This is a genomic window from Paenibacillus septentrionalis, from assembly GCF_042659865.1.
GTDB classification, from domain to species: Bacteria; Bacillota; Bacilli; order Paenibacillales; family Paenibacillaceae; genus Pristimantibacillus; species Pristimantibacillus septentrionalis.
The window spans coordinates 298,349-322,375 of sequence record NZ_JBHSTE010000004.1; the positions used below are offsets into that span (position 1 = coordinate 298,349).

Genomic DNA, 24,027 nt, shown 5'->3' on the forward strand with positions numbered 1-24,027 from the left:
CGATAAAAAAGGAACCTGACTCAACGAGCCGGGTTCCTTTTTTACTTTATATTTTGTTTTAATGACCAAGGTCGGTCGACTGCGAAGGCCGTACAAGCGCATGCTTCTCCCAGCCGCGGCTTTTCCAGCGGTAGGACATAATGAAGGCACGTGCCCACTCATCAGCCGCTATCGCCAGCCAGATGCCTGCAAGACCCATCTCTAGCTTGAATACTAAGAAGTATCCAAGCGGCAAGCTCATAAGCACCATTGTGAAAATACCGACAAACAATGGGAATGACGCATCGCCTGATGCACGAAGCGAGTTGACGATAATGATGTTGATCGTCCGTCCTGATTCCAAAATAATGCTTAGCAATAGAACGCTCGCACCGATTTTGATAATATCGACATCATCTGTAAAGATCGTCATGAGCGGCTCACGGAATAGCATTACGACTCCGATCATGACGAGTGAAACGATGGTAGCCGATCGTACACTTTGCCATACGCGAGTATAGGCTTGATCCGGCTTGCCTGCGCCAACCAGACGGCCCACAATAATCGAGGTTCCGATGCCGACAGCAAAGGCGAACATGTAGATAAACATCGAAATATTGTTCGCATATGTTCTTGCAGCCATTGACGCTTCTCCCAAATAAGTTGCGTAAAATAAAAACACAATTTGACAGGTTTGATACATGACTTGCTCAAGAGCAGAAGGGACACCAATTTTCAAAATCTTAAAGATAAAGGCTTTTGATAAATTGAAATAGTCCTTCATGCGAATGCGTACTTCCATAACTCTGTACAGCAATATGAAAAATACGACGACAGCAATGACTCGGCTCAGAACTGAGGAGATCGCGGCTCCTTGTGTCCCTAACGCCGGCATACCAAGATGACCAAAAATCAAAATATAGTTCAAAATGATATGAATGATATTCATACCGAGTGAAACGAGCATCGCTTGTTTCGTATAGCCGTGCACGCGAATGATCGCAGCAAGTGAGTTAATGATCGCTTGGAGGAAGATTGCTCCACCGACAATGACTAGATAGCTCTTAGCATGCTCCAGCACTTCACCCTGAAGGTTCAGCTTAATTAACAGATGCTCTCCCATAAGGACGAATAAGATACTAATAATTAACCCGACTATCAAGTTCAGAGAGACAGCCAAAGCGGAAATTCGTGATGCTTCAAGCAGCTTGCGCGAGCCTAAGTATTGAGCAACGACAATAGATGCACCATTACCGATGACTTCAAGAATTAAGATTGCGATATGAAGAAACTGATTGGAAGCCCCGACGCCTGAAACGGCATTGTCTGAGATTTCACTGAGCATCAAGGTATCGACGATACCCATTAACATAAATAAAAATACTTCTAGGAAGATCGGCCAAGTAAGCTTGAATAAATTAAATTCAGCAGCACCTTTGCCAGTTTTTGCTTTCTCGATTGATGTATTGTTCGTTGACATGTGCTTCCCTTTCTTTCTACGTCAAATAGCCAAGACGTATCGTAGCACATTTATATATGAATTTCATTAGTTTTTCGTAGAATAACAAAAAAATTTTAGTAATAAAAGATTTGCTTTTCAGGGATAAAATACCTATGTCGATATGGAAAAAGAAATGACAATTTGTGTTATATTCATAAAAGTTTATCTTATGTGAATGAATATTAATGCTAAAATTCAGCGGTTATCGACAAAAATATGGAGATAATGTATAATTTCTCTCATCTACAATGTGATTAAACATAACACGAAAAATAGGTCATTAGAAACAGGTGGGGATACTTATGTTTGATTGGATAGGCTGGAAAAAAGGACTTCCGCTATGGGTTTCGTGGCGCTTAAATCGGCACACGCATGACGATGTGCAAGACATTTTTGAAGGGATTGCACAAACGAGAAAAGAACTTCTCCAGGAGTGGGCTGAGCTGTATTGGAGCTATTTAGATCGCATAATGGCACAGATGCAGCCAGAGCTTGAGCAAAAGACTGGTGATGCTCGTCAGCGATGGCAGCAAATGTTTGATGCTGTGCGAGTGCGTGCAGCTGATTTTTCAGAGTTGTTCGTACTTGATGAGGATAACAAGGTAGTCGCGACAACTTATTCCACACATACTGGAAAACAGTATGGCGATACGAGTATTCTCGCTAAGGGTCTAGCTTATGCGTCGCATACAGAGACAGGACGCAAGTGCTTGTTCGGACCTTATGCCGATCCACTTACATTAGACATTGGTCCAAGTACATCTTCTTTTCATGATGAAATGACGCTGTTGTTTATGGCTCCCATCATCGTAGACGGCAAACGAGCTGGCTTTCTTTGCGGCAGAGTGCCCAATGATGTCGTTGGAGATCTTATTCAACGGGAATCAGGACATATTTACCCCGACTCAGGCGACAACTATATCTTTATGGCAAACCCCACGTTAAATACACATATTCTGCCAGGTACAGCTTTGTCGCGCAGTCGTTTTGAAGATCAAACCTTTGCCCATGGCGACAATTTGAAGGATGGGATTCCTACAGACTGGGGCACGGTACGTGTTGAAAAGCATACTGAGCTGGAAATTATGTTTACAGACCCGGCTACTGGAGAATTGCATCCCGGTGTAGCCAATACGATTCGCAAGGGGCATAATCTGTTTGTTGCTTTTCCGGGCTATTCCGACTATCGTCATATTCCGGTTATCGGAAAAGGCATAACGTTTCAGCTGCCGCATTGTCCTGATCTATGGGGGATGATGTGTGAAGGAGACTTAGAAGAGGTTTATCGCGGGAGAGGGATTGGCTGGCGTATTACCCGCCTGCTTGTTCCAGTGTTAATGCTAATGGGGCTGTTGTCTGCGATAACAGCAGGAGTGACGAGCTGGCTTGGCTCTAGCAATCCGTTTGTCATTGCAGGCGCAACAGCAGTGATCAATATCCCGCTTATTATTATTTCAACCTGGCTGATGAAAGCGAAGGTGTCTACCCCTGTTACCGAGCGTCTGTGGGAAATCAATCGATTTATTAGGCGGAACGCAGAGGGAAAAGGGGATTTGACACAACGATTGAACACGGGTGCATTTGGCAAGGATGAAATCGGAGATCAGGCAAAATGGCTGAATAACTTTATTGATTCACAGGAAGGCATTATGATTCAGGTCAAATTCGCGGCTGATGATGTGCGCCTGAATCAAACGGAGCTTCATCAATCAACGGGTACGACTGCGAGAACGACGCAGCGTGTAAGCAATCGTGTAGAAAAGATGCTAAGCGGTATACGCAAGCAGCTGCAGGATCTGGATGCAGCGAAGGATGTAGTGGGAGATATGCGTGAAACGCTGCAGCAGCTGGAGCTGGATGCTGCGCAGCAAATCGCTGTAGCACGAGAAGAGGTTGAAAAAATAGGCGGCAAAATGTCGCATATAGCATTACAGGTTTCGAATACGAATCAGACGATTCATTCCTTTGTCGATACAACAAGAAGCATTGAGGAAGTGCTGCAAATTATTGAAGGCATCTCCTCTCAAACGCATCTGCTTGCGCTAAATGCTTCGATTGAAGCAGCACGTGTAGGTGAGCATGGCAAGGGCTTTGCCGTCGTTGCAACAGAAATCCGCAAGCTATCCGAGAGCACAAGACAGTCCGTGGCACAAATTCAATCGATCATCTCGCAAATCTATACAGGAGCTGCTCAAGCGCAGCATTCAATGTCGGAAGGCGACCGAGTGGTAGCGGAAGGTGAAGCGCTCGTGACTGCGGCTTCGCAGCTGCTTCGTCAAGCGAATGAAGGCGACGATCAAAAGGCGAAAATTGTGGACGAGGTTGTGGCGCTGATGGAGAAAATTACCGCAGTCAGCATGGGCAACCGCAAGCTTTCCGCTGAGGCTGAGGAGCAAGTATCGCAGCTGAAGCAAGATATCTTGCATGTACAGAATACGTCTCATTATGTAGAGTCGATCGCGGCATTTTTACAGCAGCTGATGGGTCAATTTACATTAAATGAGACGAAGCGACGCTAATTCGTGAATCTGCAAATCTAGGTTATCCTATACTAAGTTAGTATAGAAGCACCGTTTACTGGGACGAGACATATTCCACAGTAAACGGTGTTTTTGTCTGTATTAGCTATTGTCGCAGCAACTGAAGCGTCGGGCATCCAAGTCTTAAGTCTAGTATTGCAGCTAGCCAACAGACGGTTTTGTTAATCCATAAAATCGGTTAAACTAGAGCAAATGGTAAAAAAAGGAGCAGGAGAATGAATAAATTTCTATTTCAAACAGGTGTGCTGATGATGACAACAATGATTTTTCTTTCAGGATGTTCATCGGCCATTAATTTTACGACAGATTTGACTATCGGTGAAGGCTCGGGAAAAGGCGAGGTTGAATCGCATGGCATCAAAAGCTTTGAAAAAGGTCAGTTTGAAAAGGTAGATGTTCAGACCGATGCAATGAATATTATGATTCAACAAGGCTCGAGCAATGAAGCGACGGTTGAGCTGCTAACGGACAATACGATTTCCAGCGAAATTACATTCGATGCTTCCATACAGGGGGATGTGCTGCAGGTTACCGTTAATGAGAAGGACGTCTCGATGAAAAACAATAGCGGAGAACGAAAATTGATCATTATGCTGCCAGATGAAGCACAGCTGGATCTGAATGTCGTTAATGCCTTCGGAGAGATTGTCATCGAAGAAGTGGCACTGGGGCAGGCTCATTTGGAGCAAAATGCAGGGAACGTTCATGCGAAGGATGTAGCAGGCAACCTCGATATTCTGGTTAATGCCGGCGAAATTAACATTGAACGAGCACATAGCGAATTTGCAATAGGAGCACGTGTTGATGCGGGGAATATTAACATCGGTTATAAAGAAGTTCCGCAGGCAGCTAAATTTGATCTGTCCTCTGAAGTAGGCAGTGTAAAGCTGGCATTGGATCAAGTGGAGTATGACGTGAATAACAAAACGACAATCAAAGGAAATCGCGGCTCGGACGGCCCACTTGTGAAGGCTGTGACTAGCGTAGGGACGATTAACGTTGGCGTAAAATAATAGCAAAATATCTCTTAGGCCGATTAATGCGAGGAAGTGCCCCCAATTGTTAGACATCATCTAGCAGTGGGGGTATTTTTTATAAAAATCATAAATTTCCATTCGAAGACGAAAACTTTTTGTAGAACTTGCGGGTAATGTATATAACTTAACGTTAAGGAAGGAGTAGAACGTATTGAACGACAATGAACTGATGATCGCGATCAAGCAGGGAGATCAGAGCGCGTTTCGCCAATTGTATGATCGCTATTATGACTATGCAGTTCGAGTAGCAGCAATTGTGCTCCGCAATCAATCGTCACTGGCGCTGGACGCCGTGCAGGAAGCATTTATCCGATTGTACCGGAATGCCGAGAGCTTCCGTGATAAACAGCCCTTTAAGCCTTGGTTTTATACGGTGTTACTAAATGAATGCAAGCGTATCGCAGCAAAGCATGGCAAATTAATCGCGATTGGCGACGAGGCATTGCAAGCCTTCGAGAAGGGGAGCTTGGATCAGCATCGATTTGAGGAATATGCAGAGCTGTATGAAGAACTTCAGCGTCTGGAGGAGCATAACCGTATTCCGATCATCCTGAAATACATTCACGATTTGAAGGATCAGGAGATTGCAGATACGCTAGGAGAAAATTTGAATACGATCAAATCAAGAATATTTAAGGCGAAGCAAAAGCTGAGACAGAGATTACAGACATCGTTTGGAGGTGGAGAAGGATGAAAGAGGATCAATTTGAGGAAAGTATGAAGCATTCCCTAGAGAAGCATACCGACTCCATGCTAAAGCATAAAGAAGACATCTGGAAAAACATCGAGGAGGAATTATTTATGACACAACCAAGTAGAAAAACAACTCATACTAAGCGCAAGGGTGGATTAGGTAAACGTATTGGCTGGATTATAAGTGTTGCTGCGGCAGCGAGTATCATTGGTGTATTTACAACTACGAATACAGGGCAAGCCTTTGTCGAACAGATCAAACAATACTTTGAGCCGAAGAAGCAGGTGCAGGAAGATATTGAAGGAATGCCTGAGGAAAAAGAAATTGTGCTGCAGGATACGAAATCAGGCTACGTCATCTACATCGATGAGGAGCGTTACAAGCTGGTAGAGGAAGCAAATCGTGATGTCATCGTGACAAAAGAACCGCTTGGCGACATCTACCCTGAAGTGTCAATGAGCATAGAGCAGGCGGAGAATGAGAAGCCAGAGGATGCGGCTGCGCGCTTGCAGCAGCAGCTAACGGAGCAATATGCAACCGTGAAGGAGCCAGAATCGGTAACGGATCCACTTACAGCTACGATGCTATCTGCGATAGATGGAAATGAATGGGATAGCCCAGTAGAGAGAATCTACATCCTGTCCAACGAACGCGGCGGCAGCTTCATCATCACACAAAAGTATTTCCTTGAAGCTTCCGAAGGGCATGGTGCAAGGTTCCACCACATGCTGAAGCAATTCACCATCGTAGAAGAGGAAGTTGAGGCTACGCAATAGTACGAGTGCATGACCAAGCAACTGCTGCTTGGTCATGTTTTCTTCCGCAGCAAGTATTGGCGAGGCTGCCAGCGGTATAGGGAAGGACGAGCGGAAAGTCGAGTGAAAAAGCGAAGCGTGCGGCCTTGTCCGACCTTTTCAACGATAGAAAGAGACAAGAAAAGGTCGGACAAAAGCTGCTTGGAGCCGAGCTATCCGCGCGGCGATGAGCAGCAGGAGTAAGGCATCGAGGAGTAAGCAGGGTTAGAAACATCGAAGCAAAGACGTAATAGTAGCTTCGAAGCAAAGACAAAAAGAGAGCATCGAAGCAAGAACAGGAAGCCCGTCCAGCGGAGCGGAAAGTCGAGCGAAAAAGCGAAGCGTGCGGCCTTGTCCGACCTTTTCAACGATAGAAAGAGACAGGAAGAAAAGGTCGGACAAAAGCCGCTTGGAGCCGAGCTATCCGCGCGGCGATGAGCAACAGGAGATGACATCGAGGAGTAAGCAAGCTTCAAAGCATTAAAGCAGCAGCCGCATCAACATATGATGCGGCTGCTGCTCATTTTACTTCATGAAGAGCTTAACGATCTTCATCGCATGCTTCATATTCGGATAGCGAAACGGCAAATCAAAACGAGTTGTCTGCCTCAGCACACTTTTGTAATGTGTGAACGTATCAAAGCTTCCCTTGCCATGATAAGCGCCAATGCCGCTTGGTCCGATTCCGCCAAAAGGCAAGTAAGGCTGCGGCATATGAAAGATTGTATCATTAATGCAGCCGCCTCCGAATGACATATCCGTAATCATCTGCTCCTGCAGCTTCCGATCCTCAGTAAACAAGTAAAAGGCAAGCGGGTTCGGGTGCTGTTCGATTCCTTTCGTCAACTCTGAGAGATCTTCATAGGTTAGTAGCGGAAGCAATGGGCCGAATATTTCCTCCCCCATAATTGGGTCCTGCCATGTGATATCTGAGAGCACAGTAGGCTCGATGCGCAGAGACTGCTCGTCGCTTCCGCCTCCCAGCTTAATGTGTCCTGCTTCCATGAAAGCAGTTAGCCGATCAAAATGCCGCTTGCTAATGATGCGCGTATAGCTCTCATTTTGCAGCGGTTCCTCATCGTATAACGCATGGACGGCCTCCTTCAGATGGGATATGAAGGCTTGCTCAACCTGCTTGTGTACATAGACATAATCGGGCGCAATACAAGTCTGCCCAGCGTTCAAAAACTTGCCCCAGGCGATGCGTTTGGCAGCAAGCTTAAGATTGGCATCCTTATGGACAATGCAAGGGCTTTTGCCGCCCAGCTCAAGTGTCACAGGTGTAAGATGCTTTGCAGCAGCTTTCATTACGATCTTCCCTACATGCACACTGCCAGTGAAGAAGATATAATCGAATCGTTCAGCGAGCAGCGCCTGGTTCGTTTCTATTCCACCCTCGACCACCGCAATGTATTCAGAAGAAAACAATCGCTCTATCAGTTCTCTTAACACCTGTGAGGTATGAGGGGCTAGCTCAGAAGGCTTAATGACTGCACAGTTTCCTGCCGCAATAGCGCCGATTAAGGGGGCGATCGCGAGTTGGAATGGATAGTTCCACGGGGCAATAATTAATGCGCTGCCGTATGGCTGCGGATAAACTTTACTGGAGGAGCCAATATGCGTCATTGGTGCTTTTACACGGCGCGGCTTTGACCAGCGGCGAATATGTCTCAGCATAAAAGCAATTTCCTCTAACACGATGCCAATTTCGGTGCTATAGGCGTCTAGGGCGGATTTATTCAAATCGGCATGAAGTGCGTCACTAATTTTGGATTCGGCCTGACGGATAGCTTGGCGAAGCTTTTGCAACGAATCGATTCGATGCTGTATCGACTTCGTTTGTCCAGTAAGAAAATAGCTTTTTTGTGCTTGAAGTAGAGCTTGATAGGCATTCATTCCGGGTTCTCCTTTTGGTTCGCTGGCTGCTTTCAAGCGTGAAGCAACCGCGTTGTAGGATTCAGATATAACATATTCTTACTATAGCCCACCACATCGTGAATCGCAAAAATGATAGCTAGGTAAACGGCTTGTAAAAGCGTATAATAGAAAAGGAAGTGTTCATCTGTAAACAGAGAAAGGGAGAGGATGAAAATGAGTTTGATTCCAATAGATAAGTCAGTCGTGCAAGAACAGCTTCATGCTCACTGTCATACACCTTTATATATTCACTTGGAGTTAACGATGGGAGCCTATGCTTCGCATTTTGATAGCAGCAAGCATCCTGCCGCTAATTTTATACGCAATGCCGTCATTCAATATTCGCACGGCTCGATTGAGGGACAAGGGCCCTACCGCGTTGGATTGAAACTGGAGCATGGTTGGGTATATGCAGAAGGCTTAACACATATGGTTGAGGATGAGGCAGGTCGAATCATTCTCTCCGGTATAAATTCAGAAGGCAAGCTTGTTGTAGCGTTCCAGCTGAGCAAGCAGCCATTTTAGGAGGGGTGCCCAATGTCTGAAAGAATTCTTGTTGTGCTTCCGCATCCTGATGATGAAGCGTTTGGAATGTCTGGTACACTTGCAAAATTTATTGCGGAAGGCGCAGAGGTAACTTATGCATGTCTGACGCTTGGTGAAATGGGGCGTGCGCTTGGCAATCCTCCAATTGCAAGTCGAGTGTCGCTTCCAGAAATCCGCAAGCAGGAGCTTATTGCTTCGTGCGCAGCGATTGGCATTCAAGATTTAAGAATGCTTGGTTTTATGGACAAAACGGTTGAATTTGAGCCTAATGAAGTAGTGGATGCCGCAATTCGAAGCATTTACGAGGAGATAAAGCCGACGCTTGTAATCACATTCTTCCCTGGATACAGTGTGCATCCAGACCATGATGCGACTGGAGCATCGGTCATCAGAATTTTACAAGAGGTGCCGCAGGAAGAGCGCCCGGCAACCTGGTGCGTCGGCTTTTCTCACAACATGGTGCAGGACAACGGCGAGCCAGATGTCGTGATCGACATAATCGATTATCTTATTCAGAAAAGGAACTCAATCGCTGCCCATTCAACTCAATTCCAGATAAGTGAAATGTTTGGCAATCAGGATATCCATTCTGATGAGGTGAAAGAACGTTTCGGCAAGGAGCGTTTTTGGAGCTATCCGTTCAAGTGATTCAATGGACAAGGAGCAGAGGATGAATAGACCGATTACGATTCAAGCATATAAGTACGGAGGGCGTCTCCATTATGAGTGGCCCGCAGAAGTTATTGATCAAAATGAGCATTATGTAATGGTGCTATGCCGCGCAGGTAGGGCTTTGACCCACCATACGAAGGGGGAAGCATTCAAGATGCCGTACCCGTCAATTGAAATTTTCTTTTTCAACGAGTGGTACACCTGCGCGGTTACTTTTCATACCGCTGAACGATTGATGTACTATTGCAATATCGCAATGCCCGTCGAGCTAAAAGATGACACGCTGTCATTTCTGGATCTCGATCTTGATGTCCTTAAGGAACCTGATGAAGATTGGAAGGTTGTTGACCGGGATGAATTCATCGCACATCAGAAGGAGCTTAATTACCCAGCTGATTTGATCGCACGCGCCGAGCTTGCTCTTGAACAGCTTCAGCAGCAGATTGCAATGGATCAATTTCCTTTCAATGGCGAGATCGACTATCCATTGCTTCAGCGGTTTTTATAGTTGACCTATTACTCCTTTTCATAAAAAGGATTATCATCAATTGTCATTATACTTCCGTAAAATTAGAAAAAAGTGACTCCACAACGGAGTCACTTTTTTGCTGCTCTATATAACAGCGAAATATGTTGCGAGGCACTTAGCTTTCTGCTTCAATCGGTCGAACCTTCTCATCATCCTCAATAGCCTGCTCATCTAGCAGCTTCTGAAGATCATCCTGAACGCTAATTGGCGAAAGCGGCGAGCCATAGCGATGAGCGGAGCGAATAATTAGATGACCTGCAACTGGAGCTGTAAAGAACACGAAGACAATACCGAGCAGCAATCGAATGCTGGATACGCCATGTGTGAATAAGAAATAAATGAAGGCTCCTAGCAAAATCGATAGAATACCTAGCGTCGCGCTTTTGGTTGTGGCGTGGGCACGATTGTATACATCGGGAAGGCGCAGCATGCCAAAAGAGCTTAGTAAACTCATAGAGGTTCCAATCAATACAAGAATGATAACAATCCACTCAATCATTGCGCTTCCGTCCAATGACAACACCCCTTTCCATATAACGGCTCAAGGCGATTGTGCTTAGGAAAGCAAGGATTCCGATCAGCAATATCGTCTCCAAATATGCATGAGAATCAAGCTGTATGGATAGAACTGCTACAATACCAATTACGATATAGCCTATAGAATCCAGCGCCAGGATGCGATCATGCACGGTTGGACCTTTTATAATTCGATACAATGTAAGCAGAAGTGAGACCGTTAGTAAGAACATGGCGAACAGCATAACTTTATCAAGCATTATCTCATCACCTCAATTATTGCTTTTTCAAATCTGCTCTTTGTTCGCTGAATATTGTTGTGAAAGTCATCTACATCCATCGCGTGGATAAACATTACTTTCGCTTTTGGATCAATTTCCATGACGACAGAGCCAGGCGTAAGTGTTAGCAGTGTCACAAGAAGTGTAATTTCGAAATCTGAATCGAGAATCGTTTCAGAACGAAAAATACCCGGTTTTATTTTTAATGTTGGTCGGATCACTTCTTTCAATACAACGACACTTGATTTGAATAGCTCCACTACGAAAAGCAGAAATAGCTTGATAACAGCTATCATCTTTCTTCCGTAGAATGGAACCGGGAAAAATCGTCTCATAGAGGCAATAATCGCAAAGCCGATAAAATAGCCTGCGCCAAAGCTTACAACATCCCATTCCTCATTTAGCAGCATCCAAGTGATCGCGATTAATAGGTTAATCAAAATCTGCGTTGTCATAGATTACACATCCCTTTTGCTTAGGTTGAATCAAGGGCTAATTTGCTTGAAAACAGCCTCGATATATAGGTTCGGATTGACCATGACCTCGGTTGCTTGAGCAACGTATGTATTAACCCACTCAGCGCCAAGACCCATTGCCGCTATGCAGACAACTAGAATGGTCCCTGGAAGCAAGGCGTGCTTGCCTGTGGAATATTCCTGGCCTTCACTCATTAAGGTTTCTCCCCAGAAGCTGTGAATGAAAATTTTAAGCACAGAGTAGAGAACCATTAAGCTCGTCACTAAGCCGATAATCGAAACAGCCAGCTCGCCTGCAGACAGCGCTCCTTGAAGGATCATAACCTTGCCAACGAATCCACTAAGCGGCGGTACGCCTGCAAGTGCAAGAACACCGATAAAGAACAGCCAGCCAAGCAACGGTCGGAATAATATTAAGCCGCTAAATTCCTTCAGCTTATCTGTACCGAATATATTGATAATCGCACCACCGGTAATAAAGATTAACGCTTTGGACAGCATGTCATGGATAAGATAGAAGAATGAACCGCTTAACGCCTGCTCTGTTCCAACTGCCACACCGAACAGAATGAAGCCAACAGAGATAATAACGTTGTAGGACAGTATTTTTTTAATTTCCCAATGTGATACAGCCCCAAGTGCACCGAGAATCATTGTAATGGCTGCCATCCACAGAATAATGGTGTGTGTAATTTCTGGTTTGTGGTAAAAAAGCAGCGTAAAGGTACGCAATACAGTATATACGCCAACCTTGGTCAGCAGGGCTGCGAATAAAGCAGCAATTGGCGGAGGAGGGGCACTGTAAGAGCCAGGCAGCCAGAAAAACAGCAGAAGGCCTGATTTTAAGCCGAATACAGTCAAGTAAATAAAGCTGATCGCAGTTAACAGGCCGTCTTGTCCGGTTTCGGCAATACGCTCAGACAAATGTGCCAAGTTAAGCGTGCCAGTTGCGGCGTACAAATAAGCAGTCGCGATAACGAACAAGGTAGAGGCAATGACGTTAATTAATACATATTTAATCGATTCGCGAAGCTGGATCTTTTTGCCGCCAAGAGCAATAAGTACATAAGATGCGATAAGCATAACCTCAAAGCATACAAATAGATTGAATATATCGCCAGTTAAAAAGCTGCCATTCACTCCGGACAGCAATATGAGAATCATCGGATAGATAAAGTGCTTTTTATGTCCCGTTTCAATGGATTGAAAACCGTACAGCAAGCACATCAATGTAACGAAGCTGGCAACGGCAGTGAGAATAACGGCAAGCATATCTCCCACGAGGACGATACCGTAAGGAGCAGCCCACCCGCCTAATTCCAGAACAAGAATCTGCTCGGTAGACACATAGTGAATGATATAGATTGAGATGCCAATGGTTGCGAGAAGGCTAAGTGCGCTAATCCATTGCTGGAGCTTGATACGATCGCGAAAAAAAACGAGTACCATAGCTGCAAGCAATGGAATGATGATGGGATAAATTAGTAAATTACTCATGCGACTCTCCTCTCAATTTTTTCATGTTGTCAGTTCCTAGCTCAATATACGTACGATAGCCAAGCACAAGCAGGAGTGCTGTAAGGGCAAAGCTGATTACGATCGAGGTCAGGATCAATGCCTGAGGTATCGGATCAGTATAGGCTTCGGCATTTTCGCCAAGCAATGGCGCTGCGCCGCGCTTTAGTCCATTAATAGAAATAAGCATAATATGAGTAGCGTGACTGAATAACGTTACGCCTAAAACGATGCGCAGAAAGTTTTTGTTTAGAATGAGATAGGTGGCAATCGTATATAGGATGCCAGAAATAATGATCATAAACGTTTCCATTAGATGTCATCCTCACTTATGCTCGTAATAATCGTTAGCGTTGTGCCGACTACACACATATAGACCCCCAGGTCGAAAATCAATGCAGTAGCGAGCTCCGTCTTACCTAGAAACGGCAGGTCAAAGTAATTAAAGGTTTGCGATAGAAAAGGCACGCCTAACACGAGCGAACCAACACCTGTAAGCACCGCAATAAGCACGCCAGCAGCAGCCAGCTTCTTGAAATCGACAGGGATGACCTCGCGTACCGTTTGCAAATCAAACGCGACGTATAGCAGAACAAGAGCAGAGGCAGTAATCAAGCCTCCGATAAAGCCCCCGCCCGGATTATGATGTCCTGCAAATAACACGTATATAGAGAAGGTCATGATAATAAAAACTAAAATTTTCGTTGCGGTTTGCAAGTAAACATCAGTGAACTTCAAATTCATAGTCTATTCATTCCTTCCTGCATAGCGTAGCTTAATAAACGTATAGATTCCAACGCCAGCTGAGAAGAGGACGACAATTTCCAGCATGGTATCGAAAGCGCGGAAATCAACCAGAATCGAGTTTACGATATTGTTAGCTCCAGCCAGCTTATAGGAATTGCTAAAGTATTCGGCAATTGGATCGAACACTCGATAGCCGTATGCTGTCAAGCCCATTAACGTTAAGGTTACCCCTACACAGATCGAGATAATCGCGTTCGTTAGCTTGAACTTAATTGATTCAACGCTTGCTTTCATCTTCGGCAAGAAGTAGAAGCACAGCAGGAATAGGGCGGTAGAGATCGTCTCAACGACAAGCTGTGTTAAAGCCAGATCTGGTGCACGGAATATGACAAAGAATAGCGAAACTGTAAATCCGATAACCCCGACACTTATAATCGACAATAGACGCGAAGTAGAGAACAGAACGAATACAGCAGCTATGACAGTTGCAATACCTAGCATCAGCTCATACCATTCAAGCGGTGAATCTTGAGACGTATCAAAAATAAATGAGCCTGTTCCAAACAATGTAATCAACACAACTAGAATGAAAAAAGTGAAAATATAAGCCAAGTAATGAGTAGTCGAGCCAGTCATATACGTTTTTGTAATTTTGGTTGAAGCTTTTTCCATTCCTACGAGCGCTTTGTCGTACAAGGTGAATAGATTCAAACGTTTTGGCAATAACTCGAAGAGAGGCCCTTTCCATTTTTCGATTTTCAAGTATAAGAATACACCGATCAGAATAAGAGCGATCGTCATAAACAATTCAAGGGTTGGACCATGCCATGCAGATATATGAACATGCCAGTTTGGTTCATCAATGAACAACTGTGCACTAGGCGCCATGCCTTTAACAGTTGGTTCAAGAATCGAAGTATCGACCAAGCCTGGGAAGAAGAACAGTGCAATTGCGAGTATGGCCAATATGGCTGGTGATGCCAGCATGCCAAACGGCGGCTCATGCGGTGTCCGTTCCAAAAGATCGGCATGATACGTGCCCGTGAACGATTTGAAAATAAGTATCATACAGTAGATAAAGGTGAAAATACTAGCTATCCACGCAACGATCGGAATAATGACCGCCCAACCGTTTGAATGCGATGCAAGGTCGAGTACGCCTGTAAAGAACATCTCTTTACTGATAAAGCCTCCAAAAGGTGGCAATCCAGCCATAGAGAATGCGCCAATCATCGTTAATGTAAATGAAATCGGCATCAAATGCATAATGCCGCCAAGCTTACGAATGTCACGCGTACCTGTTTCGTGGTCAAGAATACCAACCATCATAAACAAGCTTCCCTTAAATACAGAGTGATTAATCAGGTGAAGAATACCAGCGACTAGCGCTCCAATAAAGTATTCGCTGTATGGCGCATAATTTGGATTTAACGCCAAGGACCCGATTCCGAGCAAGCTCATTATCAATCCGAGCTGGCTGATCGTAGAGAAGGCGAGCAGCGCTTTTAAGTCGTATTGCTTAAGGGCATTAAATGAGCCCATGAAGAGCGTCACAATACCGACAATAATAATTGTCCATGACCATTCAAGCTGTGCACCGAAAATTGGCGTTAGACGGGCAACTAGATAAACGCCTGCCTTTACCATTGTCGCTGAATGCAAATAAGCACTAATTGGTGTCGGCGCTTCCATCGCATCAGGCAGCCAAATATGGAACGGAAACTGAGCTGATTTCGTAAAAGCTCCTAGCAGGATAAAAAACATTGCTGGGATGAATAGCGGATGCGAGGATACAACATCTCCCATCGCAATAATTTCACGAATGCTCAATGTGCCGGAGGCAACATAGAGGATGATGAAACCCAGCAGCATAGAAAAACCGCCGGTCATCGTAATGTACATGGACTTTTGAGCGCCATAACGTGATCTTTTACGCTGATACCAATAGGCAATAAGCAGGAACGATGATACGCTGGTCAGCTCCCAGAAGCTGTACAGAACAAGTAAATTGTCAGCTAGTACCGATCCAAGCATTGCACCCATAAACAGCATAAGATACGCATAGAACAGATTAAGTCGCTCGCGATCCTTGGATAGATAGAAGATCGAGTATAACACGACTAATGAACCGATCCCTGTAATAAGCAGAGCAAATAGCAGAGAAAGACTATCTAAATAAAGTGAAAAGTTTATGCCGATTGATGGAATCCAAGGAACAGATACAGTAATCGGTTCAATGGGCTTGTTAATGGAGAAGAATTGTATGAAGTATACAAAAAGTGTAACGGGTACAAGCAATGCTATCCATCCAGTATGTATGGCACGAGTGTATTTGTATAATAATGGAATTATCACTACAAACACAAAGGGCAGTAAAATCGCTAGATGTAATGTCGACAAATAACTTCCTCCTTCATTAATTTCTAATTATTATACAACACTTCATTGACAAGAGCACCCCAGTTATGTAGGCTAAAGCTAATATTAAGTTGAGGTGAACAATTAATCATGACGACTACAGGTGTGAATGAATGCATTCTGGTCTGTGTGTATTATGGGCCAAACGGCGAACGACTTATACGAAGAGGCGGTAAGCTAGCGTCCATGTTAGAATGTCCACTATATGTGCTTACGGTTGATTCTCAGCCCGAGGATGAATGGGACATCGAAAAAATTCATTATATTGCTGCATGGAAAAAGCTTTCTCATGAGCAGGGTGCAGAGTTTATGATCAAATATAATGAAAGACGTCCAGTTGCAAAGGTCATTGCAGAAGTAGCAAATGAGAAAAAAATCACTCAGGTTATTCTTGGGCAGACAGCGCAAAATCGTTGGGAAGAAATTACAAAGGGCTCCTTCGTTAACGTATTGCTAAATGAAATTCCGTTTGTTGATCTTCACATTATTTCTGTTTCACGTGAGCTGGCTAAACCGTCAGATCAATTTTATGAAAAAGGAATTCGTGCTTATCTGACAAAAGAGGATGAAATCTATAAATTATGCTTCAATCATACGCAGCATGCCATTTATGAGGGCATCTTTTATAAAGAAGTGGGGACCGACTTCAACAATGGTCTGTTTAAGTTCTTAAAGGACGACGAAATGATCGAAGTTAGAATAAAAGACGACTATGTAAAAGATATCAATAAACGTGTAAATGTATAACTGAATAATCCAGTAAAAAGTCGCATCGTATCCTTATACGTTTGCGGCTTTTTTTCGTTTCATTTTTTTGAATAGGAAGCAGATGTCATGGAAATTCTATTCTCTAAGTGCAGTGGGCAATGAAAAGCACTTAATAGCATTAAGCTTTGTTGAATTTCAAAAAAAAGACATTGTCATCCTACTAAACGTGTGATAGTATTTCAATTGAAATCGTTTTCGGTATCGTTTCCGAAAACCTTTCCGTTAACGTTTTCAAAATTAAAACGGTGTTTCATTTTAGAGGGGGATTTTAGAATGAAGAAGCTAAACAGAGTATTAAGCCTGCTGCTTTTGACGTCATTAGTATTTCTTGCAGCTTGCGGCAACAACAACAATGGCGGAAGTGGTGCTTCAGGAGGCGGGGAGTCGATCTACTTTCTGAACTTTAAACCCGAGATTGCGTCAGTATATGAGCAAATCGCTAAAGATTATGAAGCAGAAACTGGTGTGAAGGTCAAGGTTGTAACAGCTGCTGCTGGTACGTATGAAACGCGTTTGAAATCAGAAATTGCGAAGTCTGACCCGCCAACTATTTTCCAAATCAATGGTCCGATTGGTTACAACGCTTGGAAAGACTATACACTTGATTTAAAGGATACAAAGCTTTACAGCTACTTGTCAGACCCAAGTCTTGCAGTTACAGATGGTGAAGGCGTTTACGGTATTCCTTACGTAGTAGAGGGATACGGCATTATATACAACAATGCCATTATGGAGAAATATTTTGCATTACCTAACAAGGCAACTGGCGTAAGCTCGATGGAAGAAGTCAACAACTTCGATACGCTTAAATTGGTTGTTGAGGATATGCAAGCAAATGCCGAAGCGCTTGGCATTAAAGGAGTATTTGCTTCAACTTCTCTTGGTGCTGGCGAGCAATGGAGATGGCAAACACATCTTGCGAACCTTCCACTTTTCTACGAATTCAATGATATTCAAGGATATGACAGCACGGTACTAGCTGGTCTGGAAGCAGATGAGATTCAGTTTACGTATGGCAACAACTTCAAAAACATTTTCGATTTATACATCAACAACTCAACAGTTAAGCCAACGCTACTTGGTTCCAAATCGGTAGCAGACTCTATGGCTGAGTTTGCCCTTGGACAAGCGGCAATGGTTCAGAACGGAAACTGGGCATGGAGCCAAATTAATGAAGTAGGCGGCAACGTAGTGAAGCAAGAAGATATTCGTTTCCTTCCAATCTATACAGGCGTTCCTGGTGAGGAAACTCAAGGATTGGCAATTGGTACAGAAAACTATCTTGCCATTAACAGCAAAGCTTCTGAAGCTAAGCAGCAAGCATCTATTGCATTCCTTGAGTGGCTGTTCAGCAGCGAAAAAGGAAAGGCTTACGTTAACAATGATTTAGGCTTCATCGCTCCGTTCAACACCTTTACAGAGGATGAAAAGCCAGCAGATCCACTTGCAGCTGAGGTGCTGAACTGGATGAACAAAGATACGATTGCAGTAGCGTGGACATTTGCAGCATTCCCGAGTGAAGATTTCAAAAATGATTTTGGTGACGCATTGCTTGAATATGCTCAAGGTACAAAAACTTGGGAAGAAGTTTCGGCGGTCGTTGTTGAGTCCTGGAAAAAAGAAAGAGCTAAATAGTCAGAAGGCGCGTAATTGAGCATATGTCACTACACGGCAAGTCGTGTAGTGACATATGCCGTTACAATGCTAAAGCAGAATAGGAGACAAAGAAAGCTATGCAGAAGATGATAAAAAAGTATTTTGCCCTCTTTGCATTGCCGACATTAATTGCATTTGCAGTAGCTTTCGTCGTGCCATTTGTTCTAGGTGTATATTTATCGTTTACTGAATTTACAACCGTAACAGATGCAAGATGGATTGGCCTAGGCAATTATTTAAAAGCGTTTCAAGATCGTGATTTCTTGAACGCGTTGTGGTTTACTGCGAAATTTACAATTGTGTCAGTTGTGCTTATCAATGTATTTGCATTTCTTTTGGCGCTTTTATTAACGAAAAAGGTGCTTGGAAAAAATGTATTCCGTACGGTTTTCTTCATGCCGAATCTTATCGGCGGTATCGTGCTAGGTTATATTTGGCAGTTAATCATTAATGGTGTGCTTTATCAGTTCGATGTAACATTAACCTCCAACGCAAACTACGGGTTTTGGGGACTAGTTATTCTAATGAACTGGCAACTAATTGGTTATATGATGATTATTTATATTGCTGGTATTCAGAATGTGCCGAAAGAACAGCTTGAGGCTGCTAAAATTGATGGCGCGACCAATGGAACAATCCTTCGCAAAATTATTTTGCCGCTTGTGATGCCGTCCATTACAATCTGTTTGTTCTTATCCATTTCAAATTCATTTAAACTGTTTGACCAAAACCTTGCGCTTACAGCTGGTGCGCCGTCCAGACAGACAGCGATGCTTGCACTTGATATTTTCAATACGTTCTATAGCAAGGCAGGGTTTGAAGGGGTAGGTCAAGCGAAAGCGGTTATGTTCTTTGTTATGGTTGCTTTAATTGTTGTCGTACAGCTTGCTATTACTAGAAGAAGGGAGATTGAAAACTAATGGTGGATGATACTCAAAAAAGTAGACCAATTCTATTTCTAATCCTTTTAGTACTGGCAGCTGCCTTTCTTTCTCCAATATTGATTGTCTTGATGAACTCTTTTAAAGGGAAGTTTTTTATCAGTGATGCGCCGTTCACATTTCCGAACAGCGACACGTTTGTTGGATTAGAAAATTACACAAGCGGCATTCAGAAAATTGGGTTTTTCTCGGCTTTTGGCATGTCCTTGTTTATTACTGTATTTTCAGTGGCAGCCATCGTATTTTTCACTTCGATGACCGGCTGGTATTTGACTCGAGTTAAGACGGCTTGGTCCAGTGGGCTGTTCTATATGTTTGTCTTTTCAATGGTTGTACCTTTCCAAATGGTTATGTTTACAATGACACAGACAGCAAACGTGCTTGGACTCGATAATCCGATCGGGATTTTAATCATTTATCTCGGCTTTGGTTCAGGTCTATCTGTGTTTTTGTTTAGCGGCTTTGTCAAATCCATTCCGCTTGAAATTGAGGAAGCGGTTATGATTGATGGCGGCGGTCCTATCGAGATGTTTTTCAGAGTCATACTGCCAATCTTGAAGCCAATCGCAATAACGGTCGCCATTCTTAATGTCATGTGGGTTTGGAATGACTATCTATTGCCTTATCTCGTTATTGGAACAGAATATCAAACGATTCCGATTGCCGTGCAGTATTTGAAGGGCGGTTACGGTTCAATTGATATGGGAGCAATGATGGCCATGCTCGTGCTTGCAATTATACCGATCGTTATCTTCTATCTATTCTGTCAGAAATACATTATCGAAGGTGTTGTAGCAGGTGCGGTAAAAGGATAAAGCTCAATATTTGGCGAATAAGTAGTAATGACAATCAATGTAATCACAGCATTACATTGAAAAAAGCGTAGAAGGAAGAATGAAAATGGCTTCTCTTACTATTATTGATATTGCCAAAATTTGTGGCGTAGGTGTCACTACCGTATCACGTGCCATTAATAATCATCCTGACATTAGTGAAGAAACGAAAGCGATGATTATGAAGGTTGTAAAGGAGAACAACTATGTTCCTAACAACAGCGCGCGCAATTTGAAACGGACAGACTCGAAAACGATTGCCGTATTGATTAAAGGGATGAACAATCCATTTTTTATTAAAATGATCGATTTATTCGAAAAAGGAATTCAAAAAAAGAAGTACTCCTTTATTTTGCATCGTGTCGATGAGCATCAGGATGAGATCGATGTGGCAAACGAGCTTGTGAAGGAAAAAAAGCTGAAGGGCATTATCTTTCTCGGCGGCTATTTATCTCACTCAAAGGAAAAACTTGAGCAATTAATGGTGCCTTATGTTCTATGTACGGTGGGGCTCTCTTCCGAGTTTGATAATTATAATTATTCCTACGTCTCTATTGATGACTACGCCGAAAGCTATAAGATGGTCGATTATTTATGCAAGCTTGGTCATAAACGAATTGCCATCATATCTGCATCGATGCGTGATCGAAGCATTGGTCAGTTGCGGTATTTAGGGTACAAGCAAGCGCTTGAGGATCATGGCATTGCTTTGGATGAGCAGCTGATTCGACCGATGAAAGAGCATCTGGAGAGCTATTCCATGGAAAACGGCTATGCCGTGACAAAGGAAATGATCGATGAGGGTGTAGAATTTACTGCTATATTTGCTATATCAGATTCAATGGCAATTGGAGCAAGCAAAGCGTTGTTGGAAGCTGGAAGAATGATACCAGATCATTGCTCAGTTGCAGGCTTCGACGGACTCGATATGGCGTATTATTATCATCCATCTATTACAACCATTAAGCAGCCAATATCGGAGATCGCGGAAGAGGCAATTAGAATTTTATTTGATCTCATTCATAAAAAAACTACGCATGTCCAAAAGAAATTTCCTGCCGAGTTGATCGAACGAGCATCAACAGGGACGATGAAATAAAGAGCGAATTCAATCGACAATTTCTCCTGAAAAGATACAATTTTATTTATAAAATTGTATCTTTTTTGTTTTTCTAACAATTTTGAAACAAACTGTCGATATAATTTAGGCGAATGTTTTAGAACAAAAAGTAAAAGGAGCGCATCTAGGTGAAACTCAAGTTATCCCAAAAGCTCATTATTTCACTCGCTTCGATATTTATTATCGCTAGCATAGTTCTAATGGGAATCAATTTAATGCAGCTGGGTTCAGTCAGTCATGAAAAGGCAAGTCTACAAGCAAGAGAAATCGGTAATAAGTATACGTCCAACTTCCAAGCATTGATTAACAATCAGGTAGGCTCTTTGCAAACTTTAGCTAATACAATCAGTCAGCTACATATTTCAGGCAAGGCAACACGGGACGATATTATTGCTATTGTCGAAAAGCATATGCTAGATGACGAGCAAATATTTTATGTCAATGTGGCGTTTGAGCCTGACGGCTTTGACGGTAAGGACAATGAATATCGATTTTTGCAAATGTACTCCAACGACAAAAATCCAGGCCGTTTTGCGATCAGTATTATTGAGTCAGGCAAAAATACAGTACGATCGACTTTGGCTAACCTAGAGGAAGGCAGCAGCGCGCAGTTTTATGTGCTGACAAAGGAACGAGGCAATCTTACGCGGCTTGACCCGATTAATTATGGAACAGAAACCAATCCTTTGCTTTATAGCTCTATCAATGCTCCGATTTTTGATAGAGATGGATCATTTATTGGAGTAATTGGATATATGATGTCCCTCAATATGATGCAAGAGATGGCGGCGGCTGCATCTAGTGATGATATTAGTGTCGCACTGCTGTCACAGGGCGGAAAATATGTATCCAATGGTCGAGATGCAGAATTGCTAGGTGCACTGGATGAGCAGTTTTTAGCCAATACAACAAACTTGGAAAAACTAGCAGCTGGCGAAATGATCGAGGAAACACTCGGAGATCGCATGTATCATGTAATCCCATTGCCATTTGCTGATACGGACGATACATGGTATATCCAAATTGCTACGTCCATTGATTACATTACGGCAGAGTATAATCGAACAAGATTGATCTCGATTGCAGTTACAGCTGCTACAGCAATTTTGTTCATCGGGGTTATTATCGTGTTAATTCGTCGCTGGGTATTGTTCCCGCTAAGAAAACTGAATCAAAGCTTGGGCCATATGGCTTCTGGCGATCTAACACAAAAGCTGGACATCCGCACTAAGGATGAATTTGGTGAAATGGCGACGCATTTCAATCAAATGGGGGACCACCTGCGAGATATGTTCCGCCATGTAACAGATCTGAGCTTGAATGTGAGTGCAACGTCTCAGCAGATGTCTGCAAGCTCACAGCAAACTGCTAAGGCCTCGGAGAATATTGCTCATGCTATTGATCGAGTGGCGACAGGTGCCGAGACGCAGCATGGACATGCATTGACAACGTCCGCTGAAATGAAGGAAATGGCTGCAGGTGTTGCGCGTATTGCCGAATCATCCAGCATTGCAGCAACTTCATCGCAGATCGCGGAAGAGAATACGCTTGTCGGACGAAACAAAATGCAGGAAACAGTTGAACAAATGGGAGAGCTTCAACATGCAGTGGAACATTCCAATGATGCAATCACTGCACTTGCAGCCAAATCAAATGAAATTAAGCAAATTACTGAATTGATCGCTACAATTAGTCAGCAGACCAATCTGCTTGCACTGAATGCAGCAATCGAGGCATCTCGTGTAGGAGAGCATGGCAGAGGCTTTGCAGTAGTAGCTTCTGAAATCCGTAATCTAGCTGACCAAACGAAGAAAGCGAATGAAAATATCGCTGCTTTGATCGAAGAAGTGTACAGAGGCACAATAACAGCTTCACAAGCGATGGAAAACGGTACGAAGCAAATGTCTATCGGCATTACATCTGTTCATGAGGTAGGACAAATCTTCTCCGTCATCAATGCTGAGGTTCAACGTGTAAATGAGCAAATCTCTGAGGTATCGGCAGCAGCAGAACAATTGCATGCAGGCTCCCTTGGGGTTTCTGAGACGGTTGAACAATTCGCCGGCAATGCGAGCAGCACGATGAATGATGCGGCAGAAGTAGCAGCAGCATCAGAAGAGCAGCTTGCTTCGATGCAGGAGGTTGCCACTTCCTCCGAGTCGCTGTCCGTCATGGTTCAAGAGCTTATGGAACGAATTGCTCGCTTTAAAATTTAATCAACTTATGCGATAGTCTCGCGTAATACATAAAAAGCGCCTTGTGCATACCCAAGTCAACAATTGCAATCTGCAAATTGTCTAAAGGGTCATCCAGGCGCTTTTTTATGCGGTGAAAGGTAAATGCGATGAAAAATAAATGTAGTAAAAGATAAATATGGTGAAAGATAATTAAAGGCTATGAAAATATAAAAAAAAGAGCCCTATGAAGGGCTCGTTGCGTTTGGATATGGCGGAGCTGACGAGATTCGAACTCGCGGTCTCCTGCGTGACAGGCAGGCATGTTAGGCCTCTACACCACAGCTCCTAATATCTTGTCTTCGAGAGACAA

Annotated in this window: 23 protein-coding genes and 1 tRNA gene; 14 read left to right on the forward strand and 10 right to left on the reverse strand. The window is 43.5% G+C overall.

The window, feature by feature from the left end; translation table 11 throughout:
- Positions 1 to 58 precede the first annotated feature (58 nt).
- Positions 59 to 1,459: an MATE family efflux transporter gene (locus ACFP56_RS13165; RefSeq protein ID WP_379235181.1), complete on the reverse strand. Its 1,401-nt coding sequence runs from the start codon at positions 1,457 to 1,459 to the stop codon at positions 59 to 61.
- A gap of 323 nt (positions 1,460 to 1,782) precedes the next feature.
- Between ACFP56_RS13165 and ACFP56_RS13170 the strand changes: the two genes are divergently transcribed.
- The 5 genes from ACFP56_RS13170 (at position 1,783) to ACFP56_RS13190 (ending at position 6,749) form a co-directional block, all read left to right on the forward strand.
- On the forward strand, positions 1,783 to 3,999 hold the full coding sequence (locus ACFP56_RS13170; protein WP_379235184.1) for a methyl-accepting chemotaxis protein: 2,217 nt from the start codon (positions 1,783 to 1,785) through the stop codon (positions 3,997 to 3,999).
- A gap of 236 nt (positions 4,000 to 4,235) precedes the next feature.
- Positions 4,236 to 5,033, forward strand: a complete 798-nt coding sequence (locus ACFP56_RS13175; RefSeq protein ID WP_379235186.1) for a hypothetical protein — start codon at positions 4,236 to 4,238, stop codon at positions 5,031 to 5,033.
- 175 nt (positions 5,034 to 5,208) lie between these two features.
- Positions 5,209 to 5,751 (forward strand): RNA polymerase sigma factor, encoded by a 543-nt coding sequence (locus ACFP56_RS13180; RefSeq protein ID WP_379235188.1) that lies wholly within the window; start codon positions 5,209 to 5,211, stop codon positions 5,749 to 5,751.
- Positions 5,748 to 6,527 carry a hypothetical protein gene (locus ACFP56_RS13185; protein WP_379235190.1) on the forward strand — a complete coding sequence of 260 codons (780 nt, stop codon included), beginning with the start codon at positions 5,748 to 5,750 and terminating at the stop codon, positions 6,525 to 6,527. The genes ACFP56_RS13180 and ACFP56_RS13185 overlap by 4 nt, the downstream gene beginning before the upstream one ends.
- A gap of 9 nt (positions 6,528 to 6,536) precedes the next feature.
- Positions 6,537 to 6,749, forward strand: coding sequence for a hypothetical protein (locus ACFP56_RS13190; protein ID WP_379235192.1), 213 nt, complete (start codon positions 6,537 to 6,539; stop codon positions 6,747 to 6,749).
- Between the two features lie 321 nt (positions 6,750 to 7,070).
- On the opposite strand, the gene ACFP56_RS13195 is transcribed toward ACFP56_RS13190, so the two are convergent.
- Positions 7,071 to 8,441, reverse strand: a complete 1,371-nt coding sequence (locus ACFP56_RS13195) for an aldehyde dehydrogenase (protein ID WP_379235194.1) — start codon at positions 8,439 to 8,441, stop codon at positions 7,071 to 7,073.
- Positions 8,442 to 8,636: 195 nt separating this feature from the next.
- On the opposite strand from ACFP56_RS13195, the gene ACFP56_RS13200 reads away from it, so the two are divergent.
- Genes ACFP56_RS13200 through ACFP56_RS13210 form a run of 3 tightly spaced genes read left to right on the forward strand, consistent with a single transcriptional unit; the run spans position 8,637 to position 10,188 of the window.
- Positions 8,637 to 8,987, forward strand: a complete 351-nt coding sequence (locus tag ACFP56_RS13200) for a YojF family protein (protein WP_379235196.1) — start codon at positions 8,637 to 8,639, stop codon at positions 8,985 to 8,987.
- Positions 8,988 to 8,999: 12 nt separating this feature from the next.
- Complete coding sequence (gene bshB2 / locus ACFP56_RS13205; RefSeq protein ID WP_379235198.1) at positions 9,000 to 9,656, forward strand: bacillithiol biosynthesis deacetylase BshB2; 657 nt, start codon at positions 9,000 to 9,002, stop codon at positions 9,654 to 9,656.
- Positions 9,657 to 9,678: 22 nt separating this feature from the next.
- On the forward strand, positions 9,679 to 10,188 hold the full coding sequence (locus tag ACFP56_RS13210) for a DUF402 domain-containing protein (RefSeq protein WP_379235200.1): 510 nt from the start codon (positions 9,679 to 9,681) through the stop codon (positions 10,186 to 10,188).
- Between the two features lie 136 nt (positions 10,189 to 10,324).
- Here the strand turns inward: ACFP56_RS13210 and mnhG are convergent, their stop codons facing one another.
- The 7 genes from mnhG to ACFP56_RS13245 are packed head-to-tail and all read right to left on the reverse strand — an operon-like array spanning position 10,325 to position 16,144.
- Positions 10,325 to 10,723, reverse strand: coding sequence for a monovalent cation/H(+) antiporter subunit G (gene mnhG / locus ACFP56_RS13215; protein WP_379235203.1), 399 nt, complete (start codon positions 10,721 to 10,723; stop codon positions 10,325 to 10,327).
- Positions 10,701 to 10,985 (reverse strand): Na(+)/H(+) antiporter subunit F1, encoded by a 285-nt coding sequence (locus ACFP56_RS13220; protein ID WP_379235205.1) that lies wholly within the window; start codon positions 10,983 to 10,985, stop codon positions 10,701 to 10,703. Before ACFP56_RS13220 ends, mnhG begins: the two co-directional genes overlap by 23 nt.
- Complete coding sequence (locus ACFP56_RS13225) at positions 10,985 to 11,461, reverse strand: Na+/H+ antiporter subunit E (RefSeq protein ID WP_379235207.1); 477 nt, start codon at positions 11,459 to 11,461, stop codon at positions 10,985 to 10,987. Before ACFP56_RS13225 ends, ACFP56_RS13220 begins: the two co-directional genes overlap by 1 nt.
- 30 nt (positions 11,462 to 11,491) lie before the next feature.
- Positions 11,492 to 12,979, reverse strand: coding sequence for a Na+/H+ antiporter subunit D (locus ACFP56_RS13230; protein ID WP_379235209.1), 1,488 nt, complete (start codon positions 12,977 to 12,979; stop codon positions 11,492 to 11,494).
- A complete protein-coding gene (locus ACFP56_RS13235; RefSeq protein WP_379235211.1) occupies positions 12,972 to 13,310 on the reverse strand; it encodes a Na(+)/H(+) antiporter subunit C in 339 nt (112 codons plus the stop codon). Before ACFP56_RS13235 ends, ACFP56_RS13230 begins: the two co-directional genes overlap by 8 nt.
- On the reverse strand, positions 13,310 to 13,741 hold the full coding sequence (locus tag ACFP56_RS13240) for a Na(+)/H(+) antiporter subunit B (RefSeq protein WP_379235213.1): 432 nt from the start codon (positions 13,739 to 13,741) through the stop codon (positions 13,310 to 13,312). Before ACFP56_RS13240 ends, ACFP56_RS13235 begins: the two co-directional genes overlap by 1 nt.
- 3 nt (positions 13,742 to 13,744) lie before the next feature.
- Entirely contained in the window at positions 13,745 to 16,144 is a 2,400-nt protein-coding gene (locus ACFP56_RS13245) for a Na+/H+ antiporter subunit A (RefSeq protein WP_379235215.1), read from the reverse strand.
- Positions 16,145 to 16,252: 108 nt separating this feature from the next.
- On the opposite strand from ACFP56_RS13245, the gene ACFP56_RS13250 reads away from it, so the two are divergent.
- From ACFP56_RS13250 to ACFP56_RS13275, 6 genes are all read left to right on the forward strand, one after another.
- Complete coding sequence (locus tag ACFP56_RS13250) at positions 16,253 to 16,909, forward strand: histidine kinase (RefSeq protein ID WP_379235217.1); 657 nt, start codon at positions 16,253 to 16,255, stop codon at positions 16,907 to 16,909.
- A 294-nt stretch (positions 16,910 to 17,203) separates the two neighbouring features.
- On the forward strand, positions 17,204 to 18,565 hold the full coding sequence (locus tag ACFP56_RS13255; protein WP_379235219.1) for an ABC transporter substrate-binding protein: 1,362 nt from the start codon (positions 17,204 to 17,206) through the stop codon (positions 18,563 to 18,565).
- A gap of 98 nt (positions 18,566 to 18,663) precedes the next feature.
- Positions 18,664 to 19,506 carry a carbohydrate ABC transporter permease gene (locus tag ACFP56_RS13260; protein WP_379235221.1) on the forward strand — a complete coding sequence of 281 codons (843 nt, stop codon included), beginning with the start codon at positions 18,664 to 18,666 and terminating at the stop codon, positions 19,504 to 19,506.
- Positions 19,506 to 20,342, forward strand: a complete 837-nt coding sequence (locus ACFP56_RS13265; RefSeq protein ID WP_379235223.1) for a carbohydrate ABC transporter permease — start codon at positions 19,506 to 19,508, stop codon at positions 20,340 to 20,342. Before ACFP56_RS13260 ends, ACFP56_RS13265 begins: the two co-directional genes overlap by 1 nt.
- 85 nt (positions 20,343 to 20,427) lie before the next feature.
- Positions 20,428 to 21,459 carry a LacI family DNA-binding transcriptional regulator gene (locus ACFP56_RS13270; protein WP_379235225.1) on the forward strand — a complete coding sequence of 344 codons (1,032 nt, stop codon included), beginning with the start codon at positions 20,428 to 20,430 and terminating at the stop codon, positions 21,457 to 21,459.
- Positions 21,460 to 21,608: 149 nt separating this feature from the next.
- Entirely contained in the window at positions 21,609 to 23,696 is a 2,088-nt protein-coding gene (locus ACFP56_RS13275) for a methyl-accepting chemotaxis protein (RefSeq protein WP_379235227.1), read from the forward strand.
- Between the two features lie 230 nt (positions 23,697 to 23,926).
- On the opposite strand, the gene ACFP56_RS13280 is transcribed toward ACFP56_RS13275, so the two are convergent.
- Positions 23,927 to 24,003 (reverse strand) — tRNA-Asp (locus ACFP56_RS13280).
- Between the last annotated feature and the right edge of the window lie 24 nt (positions 24,004 to 24,027).